Origin of the sequence: Pedobacter sp. KBW06 (assembly GCF_003852525.1) — a bacterium.
Classification (GTDB): domain Bacteria; phylum Bacteroidota; class Bacteroidia; order Sphingobacteriales; family Sphingobacteriaceae; genus Pedobacter.
Genome location: NZ_QAJL01000001.1, coordinates 43,926 through 55,982 on the forward strand (window position 1 = coordinate 43,926; position 12,057 = coordinate 55,982).

A 12,057-nucleotide genomic window follows, 5' to 3' on the forward strand; every position below is an offset into this window, starting at 1 on the left:
AACAGCAGCTGCACTTACTGACATACCGCCGTCCCTTCCGCAATACAGAAATCGGCAAAGCGCACTTCTTCGTCCCTCAACCGTACTGCATTATTTAAACTGCGGTAAATCCCCCATTTCGGACGACAAAATGAAATTCCCGTACGCCATAAATCCATATTCGTATTGTTATAAGCCAGAAGTTCTGTGCCATCACTTATTTTTTTAACAGAGATGTTGTATTTACCATTGCTTCCAAAGGTGATTTTCTCCACCACCTCTACCCAGTTTCCCCGGAACGGCGACAGGTCAGCCAGCTTCACCTTTGCGGTCGTTCCTGAAGAATTTACATGGATCAGCTCCATTTTGTCGGTATTGTTCGCCCCATAGCGTGCAGAAAGTGTGATCAGCGGAATTGAATCATCCCCATCCACTGCTTTGATCTGGTGAAGATGGGTAAAGCTCGAAGAAGCCTGAAAGCCCGCATCCAGTTTAAATTTCCAGCGATAGGTTACTGTCTCGCCATTGGTTGCTTTAAGGTGATCAGGAGAGGCATTATAGGTTTTTATTTCTGTTCGCTGTCGGTCAAAACTCTGACAACGGTCATTATCCTGGGCAACATGTGCCGAGAAAACGAATACATTCGTGTTTAAATTATTGTCAAATACCTCTGTAATGTGGTCCTGGGCATGAGCACAGTCCGGGACTTCACAGGCATTCCCTCCCAAAACACTATTAATCAGGTTATACGTTCCGCCGGGGCCATCAGCCTTCAGGCTTACCCCCGGAACAACAACCTCAGCAGGCAGATCAGATTTTTTAAGCGCCAGCCCATTCGGTCCCGCTATTCCTGTAATTCCTTTTTCGCAGGCGCTAAATGCCAATCCGGCAAACAGCACAATTAAACACCATTTATTCATAGGATGATTTTATTTGGTTAATTTATATAAATTTTGCAATTTTATTTTAAAACCACAACACTTAAACGCAATTGGTTTTCCAGAATGGTTTATCCGGTCATTAAAAAAAATGAATGGAAAATGAACATCAATAAAGTCATTCATTCAGTCCTTTTTAATTAATTTGATCTTGCGTTTAAAATAAATAGGTTTTTTAGAGAAACCAGGAATATTATACCGGGGGGTTTAATAGTGATGCCTTGCAGGTCCAGACCTGCAGGGCGTTTTTTTTCATTGCCTTCAACTCCGGCCCGGAAGACATGGCTACAGTATTGTCCTTATTTTTCTTTTTGCTGGTCAAAAACAAGTCCGGCTAAAGGAACCTCATAAACATCATCTTCCTCATAGCTGAGCTTTAACACCCCCTCTGCATTGATGCTTATTTTTTTTGAACACATCGCATTGCAATCTTCAATCATCAAAGGAAAATATAGTTTCCGTTGCTTATCAAAACCAATCACAGAGCCACAAAAATAACTCTTAAACAAGTATTGCTCATTTTCTGCTGTTTCAAATTCACTCCCCTGCTGCAAGTTGAAAAGATTGGTATGGTAATAAGTAGATTTCAATGGAAGGTTCAAATCCCCATGACCGTTTGCCATATGGTTGCCCGCCTGGTTGTCTTTTTCCCATTTCAGCTCATAGTTAATCACATGATAAGGATCTTTATCTTTTTCAGAAGGATGATAGATACGGGGAAATTTCGATGCCATGCCTTCCAGGAAGTGTAAAATAGCTGCTTTTCCTTTCAGTGCTTTCTTATTGACCAGCTCCCCTTCCAGGCAGTCTTCACATTTCCAGCTGCGGTGTCCAACGAAGTTCAGGGTGTAATGCTCCAGGTTATTTAAGTCGATGAGCTGAAAATCAATATTTTTCTCTGTTACCGCCGTTCCCATAAACTCCTTTTCATAAGAGAGGCTGGCGTAGTTTTTACCATCAACCCTTACCTCATTGATATTTGAATCAATCACGCAATAGGTAAATTCTTCTTTCAAAACCAGGGCTTTACTGATCATCCTGACTTCTTTATTTTCCGTCAGCCTCACCCTGCCTGCATAAAGCTGCAGCTGTTCTTCTGAAGAAAAATAAGGGCTTTTAGGCGCTTTCCCATCTGCAAACTCCTGAAACAACACAAAATAAATTCCTGCTGAATCTTTGTAATGACTGATGTAAAAAGGATAAATGTGTTGGGACCTCAACAACTTTCTAACCAGGGCCGACTGGTTTCCTCCTCCTGTGGAGGTATGGGCAGCGGAAACAGCATCAGTTTTAAGGTCCTGGGTTTTCTTTTTAGCAGCGTCGTTAGTGCAGGCAGCAATCAGCAGCAGCATTAACAAATAACAGCCTGCGATCGCTTGCTTAATTTTCATTCGTATAAGATCATTAGGTTTTTATTAGTATAATCGTTTAAGCCCTTGCCTGTAAAAGTATATTTAAACAAGAAGAAAAAAAACGATTATACTCATATAATTTCCTATCCATCTTTCTACTCTGCGTTCTTATCTCCAAAATCGATCGGTTTTTTATCGCTGAAATCCCAAAATGCAGGTTTCCTGTTTGGTTTTAAAAGCAGGTAAGCTCCCAATCCGATCAGTACCAGTGCACTGGTAAATCTGGAAAGGTCGAAGAAGGCAATGTCTTTTAGCGTATAAATTCCACCGATGATCACCAATACCAGCCACCCCGAAACCTTGAAATCTTTGCGGTAACCGATCAGCAAACCTACAGCAAGCATTACGGTATGCCAGGAAAGGATCCAGTGCGGAATGTTCAGACCAAGGTTATCAAGCATTAAGAGCAGTCCAAGAGAGGTGACAATAACACCTGCAATAATATGACGGTTGAATTTGTTGTTAGTTAAGGTTTCCATGATGTTTTTTTTCTTCAAAACTACCATGGATCTCGCAACAGCACAATCCCTGAGGGGCCATATGGCCGGTTAGCGTCGGTAAAAGGAATAAAAATATCGGTAGAAAATCCCGCCGGCAGTTTAGACTTTAATTCTTTCTACGATCTGGGTATTGTTGGCGGTATTTGTTCCGGTCAGCTCCACATATTTTACGTTTGGCAACCAGAATGAACCACCTTCAATCCTTAAAAAGATCTTATCCAGTTCGATTTTCTTGTTATTTACCGTTACATACACATGAAACTTATGGTCATCTTTTGATTCCATCAGGTACATCGGAATCTTTTTATGGGAAACAAAGCGAAGTTCAAACTGGTCTTTACCAATTTCTTTGGCCTGAATTCCGTAAGCAAATTTTCTTTGAATATAGTTCAGGTCTTTCTTCTCTCCTTTTTCACTGTAACGCAGCCAGTAAACGAGAATCGGTTCTTTCCTGTTCACTTCTCCGCTTGCGTCTACGTTCAGTTCGCAAATGATGGTATTGGTATTGGGATCCCTTTGCAGGTAAAACAACTGGTTCTTTATTCCTTTAGGTGTGGGAAATTTCAAGGGAGAAGGATCACCCTTATCAGCAGTCTGAGCAACAGCAGAAGAGTAGGCACCGAATAGCATCAACATCACCACCAGTCTGCCGATTACTTTAAAATGTTTCATAAAAGCGATTATTAAAATATCATGCAAAGCTAGATATTTCGAAAATTAACTTATCCAGTTGATTGTCAAAAAAACAGGCTAGCTCGTCTTTTTGTAATTGATGATGGCATAGGTATTCAGGAACACTGCAAATAAAGCGATGATTCCAAACTGAGGCCATATCTCCTTCCAGCCACTCCCCTTCAAAATCACCATTCTCATCACCTCAATCAGGTAACTGACGGGATTAAACCGGGACACCAGCTTCGCCCAATCCGGCATACTGTCTATCGAAGTGAACAAACCGCCCATCAAAATAAAGACCATCATGAAAAAGAACATGATGAACATCGCCTGCTGCTGCGTGTCGCAGAAAGTAGAGATGAGCAGTCCGAAACCCAGAATCGCCAGCAGGTAAACGGATAAAAAACAATACAACACCAACAGGCTCCCTACCGGAATGATGCCATAGATCAGCCATGCCACCAGGAGTCCCAGACTAAAGACCACATTTCCGAGGACCCAGAAAGGAATGAGTTTTCCAAGGATAAAATGGTGCTTTTTTATCGGTGTCACATTGATTTGTTCGATGGTGCCAAATTCTTTCTCTTTCACAATATTCAAAGCAGACAGAAAACCGCCAATCATCGTCACCAGAATGGCCAGAATTCCCGGAACCATATAAAACCGGTATTCCATCAGCGGATTATACCAGTTGGAGGCGGTAATTTCTATGACCGGCGCGGGATTGAAGCGTCCCGGAGGAAGCAGTTCGATGCGGATTTCCTCATTAAAGTTCCGGATGATACTCGTCAGGTAGGCCCCACCCAGATTTGCCTTCACTCCGTTGATGGCATTTACCGCGATAAATAACTGCTGCTGGTCTTCCCGGATCAGATTGCGTTCAAAGCCCTGTGGGATCTCCAAAATTAAATCTGACTCATCAGACTCAATCTTCCTTAATTCTTCCTTAAACGAAGCGCTATAGCCTCTGAGCTTAAAATATCCGGAGGCAGTGACCTTGGTAATCAATTTTTGAGCATAAGCGGAGCGGTCATGATCCACCACAGACAGGTTGATGTTCTTCACTTCATAATTTGCCGCCAGGGGAAGGATCAGCAATTGCATTACCGGCATCACCCCGATCAGGAGCAAAATGGCCCGGTTGCGGAAAATCTGTCTGAATTCTTTTTGAAGCAGGAATCGGATTGTTCTCATGACAGGCGGATTTTAAAACTTTTTAAACTGATCCCCAGCAAAACAACTGTAATGCCGGTCAGGATGAGGGTTTCCTTCCAGATGGCCCCGAAGCCCAGTCCTTTGATCATGATTGATTTGACGATGAGGTAAAACCATTTCGCCGGAACGATGTTCGAAAACAGTTGTAAGGGATAAGGCATATTCTCAATTGGAAACATAAAACCGCTAAACAGCACGGTAGGCAACAACATCCCCATCAGAGAAATCAGCATTGCCACCTGCTGTGAGTCGGTTTTCACGGAAATGAAAATCCCTACACTGAGGCAGGTAATGATAAACAGGATGCTTTCCCCGAACAGCAGCAGGACACTGCCGTTTACCGGGAGCTCAAGCACAAAGACGCTCAGCAAAAGAATGGAGGCAACATTCACTACAGAAAGGATCAGATAAGGCACTGCTTTGGAAATGATCACCAGAATCGGCTTAAAAGGCGAAACGAGCAGGACTTCCATGGTTCCTGTCTCTTTTTCTTTCACGATAGAGATGGCCGTCATCATTACGCAGACCAGCATCAGGACCAGCGCCATTACCCCGGGAACAAAATTAGGTGCCCCTTTGAGCTGTGGATTGTACAGCATCCTGACCTCCGGCACAATCCGGTACGGAACAACCAGGTCTTTGCTCAGCGTACTCTGGTAGTCCAGAACAATTGCAGAGAGGTAATTGGTCAGCATATTTGCCGTATTGGGATCAGAAGCATCCGCGATGACCTGAACCTGTGCTTTATGCTCATGGAGAAGTGAGGCATTGAAGCCCGCCGGAAAGACAAGGGCCATTTTGATTTTTCCCTGTCTGAAAACGGCTTCCATTTGCTGCTGGTCTGCCACAGACCTTTCCACCTCAAAATACCTGCTCGCTTCGATCTTAGTGATGAGTTCCTGTGAGGCAGGATCTTTTGCCTGGTCAAAAACGATGAGTCTGGAATTCTTCACCTCATTGGTCAGCGCGAAACCAAAGATCAGGATCTGCGCCACCGGCATTCCGAATAAAATGAGCAGCGTTTTCCTGTCCCTCATCACATGGAAAAACTCCTTCTTTACAAAATTCACAAACTGTTTCATGATTTCCGGGTTTTAATCGCCTCGTTTGGCTCCTCTCGCCAGTTGGTAAAAAACTTCATCCATGCTGCCTGCCTTAAACTGGGTTTTGAGATTTGAAGGGCTATCCAGTGCAGCAATCTTTCCGTCGACCATGATGGAGACCCGGTCGCAATATTCCGCTTCATCCATGTAATGTGTCGTCACAAAAACGGTGATCCCCTTTTCTGAAGCTTCATAGATCAGGTCCCAGAACTGTCTTCGCGTCACAGGATCTACCCCTCCGGTAGGTTCATCCAGAAATACAATCTTTGGCTGATGCAATACCGCAACGGAAAAAGAAAGCTTTTGCTTCCATCCCAGGGGTAGTCCGGCCACCAGTTTTTTCGCTTCTTTTTCCAAACCCAGCTGCTCAACCAAAGCTTTAGTTTTTTCGCTGATCTCCCTGTTGCTCAATCCGTAAATACCCGCAAAGAAGCTGATGTTTTCCAGCACCGTCAGGTCTTCATACAAAGAAAACTTCTGACTCATATAGCCAATGTTTCTTTTGATCTCTTCACTTTGCCGGTAGACCTCAAATCCTGCAACCTCGGCCTTTCCGGAAGAAGGAACGGAAAGCCCGCAGAGCATCCGCATTGCGGTTGTTTTACCCGCACCATTTGCGCCCAGAAAGCCAAATATCTCGCCTTTTTGCACCTCAAAGCTGATTTCATTCACCGCAGTGAAGTCGCCGAAGCGCTTGCTGAGCCGGTCTGTTTTGATGACGATTTCCTTCATGTCATTTAGGTTTTCAATAGTTTGATAAAATAATCCTCGATACTGGCCGGTATGGGTTTCATTTCGATCTCCGACAAGCCTTCCCCCCTCAGGTAAGCCTTCAGTGGGGCAGCCTCAAACGCGTTTTTGAAAGAAACATGCGCATGTGCTCCAAAAGCATAGCAGTCTAACACCTCAGGATATTTCCGGAGCGATTTCAGGAGCAGGTACATCTGATCTGCTTTGACGGCGTACAGCTGGCCGGGATAGTTGCCAGTCATGTTTTCAGGCGTATCAACAGACAGGATCCTGCCATGCTGAATGAGTGCAATCCGGTCGCAGAGCGAGGCTTCGTCCATGTATGGCGTGGATACGATGATGCTAATCCCTTGCATCTTTAGCTTTTTGAGCATCTCCCAGAACTCCTTTCTGGATACCGGATCTACCCCTGTGGTAGGTTCATCTAAAAACAAGACCCTTGGTTTATGGATCAATGCACAGCACAAGGCCAGCTTTTGCTTCATTCCTCCCGAAAGCTTTCCTGCCCTGCGCGTTTTGAAAGGCTCGATCTGGACATAGATCTCTTTAATCAGCTCATAATTTTCGGCTACCGTGGTATCGAAAACCGTGGCAAAAAAGTCCAGGTTCTCTGCTACGGTAAGGTCCGGATAGAGCGAGAATTTCCCGGGCATATAACCTACAATTTTCCGGATCTCCCGGTAGTCCTTTTTGACCTCCAGGCCTTCCACCCAGGCCTCGCCCTGCTCTGCAAGCAGCAGGGTCGTCAGGATTCTGAAAATACTGGTCTTACCCGCCCCGTCAGGCCCGATCAGTCCGAACAGCTCCCCTTTGTTCACATGAAAGGAAACCGCATCTACCGCTACCTGTTTTTCCCTGCCGTAGGTTTTAGTGATGTTACGGAGCTCAATGGCATATAAATTTTCCATAACCCCGCTTATAAACTGACCTCCGCATACATCCCTATTTTCAGATAACCGTCGTTTTTCAGCTTAATCTTAGCGGCATAAACCAGGTTCGCCCGCTCCTCTTTGGTCTGGATGGTTTTAGGGGTAAATTCGGCTTTGGCACTGATCCATTCTATGACGCCTTCATAGGTTTTGTACTGACCGTCGCTGGCATCAACCAACACTTTAACTCTTTGTCCTAATTTTATCGACGACAATTGGTTAGCGGTAAAATAAGCGCGTAAAATTATCGTGGAAAGGTCGGCGATTTTATACAAAGGTTTACCTGCGACAGCCATTTCACCAACCTCCACATACTTGGCCAGCACTGTTCCGTTCACTTGGTTAATCAGGTTACTTTTTGAGAGCTGATCGTTCAATTGCTCGATCTGGGCGCTGAGTGGCAAGGCCTCTTTATTCAGACCGCTGGAGGCAATGTCCAGACTGGATTCCTGTGCGGCAATTTGTTTCCTGAGGATGGCCACCTGCGCATTCGCATCGTCGAGTTGTTTTGGGGTAGCTGCATCGGCTTTTACCAGGTTACTCAGCCTTCCCTGCTCATGCAATGCCTGTTTTAACTGCTCCCGGTAGGCGGCCAGCTGCGCGGGAATGTCGGGTTTTCTTCCCAATACCGCATGGATCTGTGCCTGCAATTGCTTTTTCTTCAGGTAAAGCTGGACACTGTCGATATGCCCAACCGTATCCCCTGCTTTCAACAGCTGGCCTTCTTCTAAACTCAGGCGGTTAATCCGGCCTGCAGCTTCGGCGGAAACGATCGTTTCCAGTCCTTCGAATGTTCCTGATGCGTCGGAAATGGTCTTTTTTCCATTACAGGAAGCCAATAGAAGGGTACCTGCAGCTACTAATAAAAATGTTTTCATGACTGTCTTTTTAGAAATTTTAATTCCCTGTAGTTGTTTGCTGACTGTATTGGGCAAGGAGCAGTTGAACCTCATGAAGGATCTTGTTTTGCCTGGCCTGATCTTCGGCATTGACTTCCCTGAGGTAGTCGTTGCTGTTGATCACCCCATTGCTGAGCTGTGCATAAAATGTGCGCTTTGTCCTTGTCCTCAGTTCAATAATTTCATCGTCGGCAGACAGGAGTTCTCCCAGTTTACCGAGCTCTGCGTCCTGCTGTTTCAGGCTAAAGTTTGTATTCAAAAGAAAGGTTTCTTTTTGCAGATCTATGTTTTTACGGTTGAGTTCGAGGATCGCTTTCTCCCCTTTCCTGGTATAGAAACCAGATAAAGACCAGCTTAACCTAAGTCCACCTATAGCAAAGGGCTCCAGGTTATTATTCAGCATATTCAGCGCCGGTCTGCCGAGGCCGCCCTGAAAGAATAAGCTGAACCTGGGCAAGTTTTTAGCCCGGATGATCCTTTCCTGAACATCCATGTTCCCGCGTTGTAAATCGTAGAGCTGCAACTCGGGCCGCAGGATCGTCAGGGCTTTCAGCACAGGCTTAGGCTTGATAAAATCTGTTCGTTCGTTGAGGTCCCTGCCAATGAACAACCCAAGCATGTCTGCATATCCTTTCAGCGTAAACTTCAGCTCGGTACTGCGCTGTTTTACTTTGAGCAACTCCGCCTGCAGGATGTCCAGACTGCTCTTTAAAGCGACCCCATTTTGAATGGCCGCAGCCGTTTTGCTGATGCCCAGCTGGATGTCTTTTTTCAAGAGTTCATTCTGCTGCAGCTGTTCCTTCAGGACCAGGATCCCGAAGAACAGCTGGTTGACCCTTTCCTTCAGCTTGTACAGCTCCACTTCTACCTTCTGAGCCTCTATTCCGGAACCCGATTTCAGGGACTCCTGCTGTTGTCTGATCATGCCACCATCAAAGAGCAGCTGCGTGGCTTCCCCATACAGTTTATACTGATCTTTACTCAACTGAGGGATGTTCATTCCGGGGATATGAATCGGGATCGTGGTGACCTCCGACTGGTACGTTGCCTGCCCGCTGATGTTTAGCTGGGGGAGGTACCCTTTAGCTGCATTTCCAACAGACCAGGCTTCCGTTTTGGCGATCAGCTCCAGCTGTTTTAACAAAGGATAATGCGCTCTGGCTAAACTATAGCTCTCTTCGACAGAAAGAGAAGCCGGCTCCTGAGCACCTGCACCATTACACAATATAAATAGACATAAAGCACTGAATACATGTTTCATAATCTTAATTTATTAATTTGTTTTAATCATTTGATTAACGTTAGTTCAAAAAATTTTAGATGCTTTTCAGCATCGCATCCACCCAGATCGGGATCATCTTTTTACGCTCATCCATCAGCGCATCAAATTCCGTTTTGCTCTTCTCTCCAATGATCCTCAAGAGTGGGCTTGCCACAAAAGGGAAGACCGTGAGCCCGAAAATATTCATTAAAAAATGTACCGGATCCACCTTCTTTTTAGTGGTCGCTTCGAGTTGTTTGTAGAAGTTGGATTGCAACAAAATCTCCTTCGCTCCCATGTTCGCTTCCAGCCTACCGGGGTTCGCCCTGATCTCACTTAGTATAAATAAGGGAAGGTCAGTATTGACTTTCAACAGCTCTATATAATGACTCGCCAGCTGGCTTATTTTTTCTGTCAATGAACTGTTCACATCGTTCAGAATGTCCCTCACTCCCAACAGGAATTTCTGAAGGCTTTCCATCATCACCAGATCAAACAGCTTCTCTTTACTCCTGAAATAATAGTTGAGTAAGGCCAGGTTAATTCCGGCTTCCTCTGCAATGTCTCTGGTCCTTGTAGCCGCAAATCCTTTCTGTGTAAACACTTTTGCCGCTGCTTCTTTAATCTTCTCTTCTGTAGAGCTATCTGCTGTTTCCAGCTTTTCCATTTTTGCCATATGTTGATTTCCGCTTGATATCCTGATACAAAGATATGCAATTATTTATTTGATTTAATCAAATGATTAAAAACTAAGACATTTACCAGATATACATTAAAAAAAAGGCCATTAGATTAGTTCTAATGGCCTTTTTAAAGAAACAAATCCAATTGAATTTTATTGATTGATGGGATTCATATAGAGCGAGGAATAAGCCAGCCCATCCTTTTGAACCCGATATTCATCAGATCCATAGATGATTGTTCTGTTATACAATCCATAGATCAGCAACCTGTAGCTGATGTCTGCCGGAACCTTTATCGACACGAACCCTTCATTGTTTGTAACACCCCTTATGGTGGCGCCATCCAACAGTTCTTTCAAATTATCAGGTCTGTAAACCAGCGAATTATAAGGAATCACAGCGATACCCATGCTCCGTATAGGGGTAACATAATCAAGACTGGACCTCAGCGTCACGTTGATTGCTCCGGAAAAGTCTGATACTTTAGTTACTTTTTTCTTCTCTTTACCGGCAACCACCTGTACATATTCGCGGATATTATAGGCCACATTGTTCAGCTTAGGGGAATCAGGAACCACCAGGTAGTTGGCAGGATTTAACATCGAGAAAAGGGCGATTCCGTCCTTATCAGTCCTCACGGTATCCAAGAGTGAGGAGGGATCAAAGTAAGTACCACCAGAATGAGAGCGGATTCTGTAAACACCAACCCGGATACCAGGCAAACCGGCACCGGAATCATCCACCAGCCTATAGCTCATTTTTCCTGAGCTTTCCCCCTCAACCAGCCTCACATTTGTGGCCTTTTTACAAGAGATGACCACAGTAGCAAAGACCATCAGGATGATCAGCTTATATTTCATCATCAGTTGACTAATAATACACATACAAAGGCATATTAACGGTCGCATTTTTCTCTATCATATAGTTATTCATCGTCCCCAGACTGTTATTTGTAATGGTATTGTACAAGAAAACAGTATACAACTTGTTAGAAGGAACTTTAAAAGAAACCTGGCCCAGGTCATTACTAGTCCCTTTAAAATCAGCTACATTAAGATAAGGGCTTGCTGAAGAACCATAACTGAACCTGTTTGAGGGAATCATAAGTATCCCGATATTTTTTGCCGGGAAATTACTGTTATTGGAATTCTTAACGGTAAAATTATAGGTTCCGGAATATTCTGAAACCTTCAGCACTTTATCTTTTGTTTTTCCGGTAACAACCTGAATAAACTCCTTAGGGACGTATTTTACGTTGTTTACCATCGGAGAATCAGGAACAACCAGATAAGTTTTCGGGTTAAGGTCTCCGAAATCTACCAGACCATTCTGGTCCGTAAAACGTGTATCCAACAGAATCGTACTGGTTCCAAAATCATTAACATAGTCAAATAGGGATACTTTTACATTTGGCAGCCCTTTACCGGCATCATCCAGCATTTTATAGGTCAGCTTTCCACTTGTAGAAAGCGTAAGGTCAACATTTGAAGTCTTCTTACAGGAAGTAGCAACAGCCAGGATCAGGATTAAGAGTGTAAAATTTAGTTTCATTTTATATAAAATTTTCAAATAAGTCGCAAACTTACCATAAAATTTAATTACAAATCAAATAAACACTCCAGAAAACAGCACTATAAATCATGATGATAAATATTGAAGATTAAATCGCATGCATTTAAGCATCAATAGCGCTAAACAAAAAAAGCTGGTGAT

General features: G+C 44.1%; 13 protein-coding genes. All 13 read right to left on the reverse strand.

The window, feature by feature from the left end; genetic code table 11:
* Positions 1–14 precede the first annotated feature (14 nt).
* Positions 15–899, reverse strand: coding sequence for a heparin lyase I family protein (locus tag DBR43_RS00200; protein WP_124576764.1), 885 nt, complete (start codon positions 897–899; stop codon positions 15–17).
* A gap of 317 nt (positions 900–1,216) precedes the next feature.
* Entirely contained in the window at positions 1,217–2,308 is a 1,092-nt protein-coding gene (locus DBR43_RS00205) for a hypothetical protein (RefSeq protein WP_124576766.1), read from the reverse strand.
* A gap of 116 nt (positions 2,309–2,424) precedes the next feature.
* A complete protein-coding gene (locus DBR43_RS00210) occupies positions 2,425–2,808 on the reverse strand; it encodes a LiaF transmembrane domain-containing protein (protein ID WP_199756922.1) in 384 nt (127 codons plus the stop codon).
* A 120-nt stretch (positions 2,809–2,928) separates the two neighbouring features.
* Positions 2,929–3,501, reverse strand: coding sequence for a DUF4833 domain-containing protein (locus DBR43_RS00215; protein ID WP_124576768.1), 573 nt, complete (start codon positions 3,499–3,501; stop codon positions 2,929–2,931).
* A gap of 78 nt (positions 3,502–3,579) precedes the next feature.
* A complete protein-coding gene (locus tag DBR43_RS00220; RefSeq protein ID WP_124576770.1) occupies positions 3,580–4,698 on the reverse strand; it encodes an ABC transporter permease in 1,119 nt (372 codons plus the stop codon).
* The gene (locus tag DBR43_RS00225; RefSeq protein WP_124576773.1) at positions 4,695–5,801 is read right to left on the reverse strand and encodes an ABC transporter permease; all 1,107 of its coding nucleotides are present in this window, start codon (positions 5,799–5,801) and stop codon (positions 4,695–4,697) included. Before DBR43_RS00225 ends, DBR43_RS00220 begins: the two co-directional genes overlap by 4 nt.
* A 12-nt stretch (positions 5,802–5,813) precedes the next feature.
* Positions 5,814–6,554 carry an ABC transporter ATP-binding protein gene (locus DBR43_RS00230; protein ID WP_124576774.1) on the reverse strand — a complete coding sequence of 247 codons (741 nt, stop codon included), beginning with the start codon at positions 6,552–6,554 and terminating at the stop codon, positions 5,814–5,816.
* A gap of 5 nt (positions 6,555–6,559) precedes the next feature.
* Entirely contained in the window at positions 6,560–7,480 is a 921-nt protein-coding gene (locus DBR43_RS00235; protein WP_124576776.1) for an ABC transporter ATP-binding protein, read from the reverse strand.
* Positions 7,481–7,488: 8 nt separating this feature from the next.
* Positions 7,489–8,379, reverse strand: coding sequence for an HlyD family secretion protein (locus DBR43_RS00240; protein WP_124576778.1), 891 nt, complete (start codon positions 8,377–8,379; stop codon positions 7,489–7,491).
* Between the two features lie 19 nt (positions 8,380–8,398).
* Positions 8,399–9,661, reverse strand: a complete 1,263-nt coding sequence (locus DBR43_RS00245) for a TolC family protein (RefSeq protein WP_124576780.1) — start codon at positions 9,659–9,661, stop codon at positions 8,399–8,401.
* Positions 9,662–9,716: 55 nt separating this feature from the next.
* Positions 9,717–10,328 (reverse strand): TetR/AcrR family transcriptional regulator, encoded by a 612-nt coding sequence (locus DBR43_RS00250; protein ID WP_233602790.1) that lies wholly within the window; start codon positions 10,326–10,328, stop codon positions 9,717–9,719.
* Between the two features lie 168 nt (positions 10,329–10,496).
* A complete protein-coding gene (locus DBR43_RS00255; RefSeq protein ID WP_124576782.1) occupies positions 10,497–11,207 on the reverse strand; it encodes a hypothetical protein in 711 nt (236 codons plus the stop codon).
* Positions 11,208–11,214: 7 nt separating this feature from the next.
* The gene (locus DBR43_RS00260; RefSeq protein WP_124576784.1) at positions 11,215–11,895 is read right to left on the reverse strand and encodes a hypothetical protein; all 681 of its coding nucleotides are present in this window, start codon (positions 11,893–11,895) and stop codon (positions 11,215–11,217) included.
* Between the last annotated feature and the right edge of the window lie 162 nt (positions 11,896–12,057).

Excerpts from the sequence above, each read along its gene's own strand:
- DBR43_RS00240 (WP_124576778.1), bottom strand. The coding sequence starts at position 8,379 with ATGAAAACATTTTTATTAGTAGCTGCAGGTACCCTTCTATTGGCTTCC.
- DBR43_RS00210 (WP_199756922.1), bottom strand. The coding sequence starts at position 2,808 with ATGGAAACCTTAACTAACAACAAATTCAACCGTCATATTATTGCAGGT.
- DBR43_RS00235 (WP_124576776.1), bottom strand. The coding sequence starts at position 7,480 with ATGGAAAATTTATATGCCATTGAGCTCCGTAACATCACTAAAACCTAC.
- DBR43_RS00260 (WP_124576784.1), bottom strand. The coding sequence starts at position 11,895 with ATGAAACTAAATTTTACACTCTTAATCCTGATCCTGGCTGTTGCTACT.
- DBR43_RS00255 (WP_124576782.1), bottom strand. The coding sequence starts at position 11,207 with ATGATGAAATATAAGCTGATCATCCTGATGGTCTTTGCTACTGTGGTC.
- DBR43_RS00215 (WP_124576768.1), bottom strand. The coding sequence starts at position 3,501 with ATGAAACATTTTAAAGTAATCGGCAGACTGGTGGTGATGTTGATGCTA.
- DBR43_RS00205 (WP_124576766.1), bottom strand. The coding sequence starts at position 2,308 with ATGAAAATTAAGCAAGCGATCGCAGGCTGTTATTTGTTAATGCTGCTG.
- DBR43_RS00250 (WP_233602790.1), bottom strand. The coding sequence starts at position 10,328 with ATGGAAAAGCTGGAAACAGCAGATAGCTCTACAGAAGAGAAGATTAAA.
- DBR43_RS00245 (WP_124576780.1), bottom strand. The coding sequence starts at position 9,661 with ATGAAACATGTATTCAGTGCTTTATGTCTATTTATATTGTGTAATGGT.
- DBR43_RS00225 (WP_124576773.1), bottom strand. The coding sequence starts at position 5,801 with ATGAAACAGTTTGTGAATTTTGTAAAGAAGGAGTTTTTCCATGTGATG.
- DBR43_RS00230 (WP_124576774.1), bottom strand. The coding sequence starts at position 6,554 with ATGAAGGAAATCGTCATCAAAACAGACCGGCTCAGCAAGCGCTTCGGC.
- DBR43_RS00200 (WP_124576764.1), bottom strand. The coding sequence starts at position 899 with ATGAATAAATGGTGTTTAATTGTGCTGTTTGCCGGATTGGCATTTAGC.
- DBR43_RS00220 (WP_124576770.1), bottom strand. The coding sequence starts at position 4,698 with ATGAGAACAATCCGATTCCTGCTTCAAAAAGAATTCAGACAGATTTTC.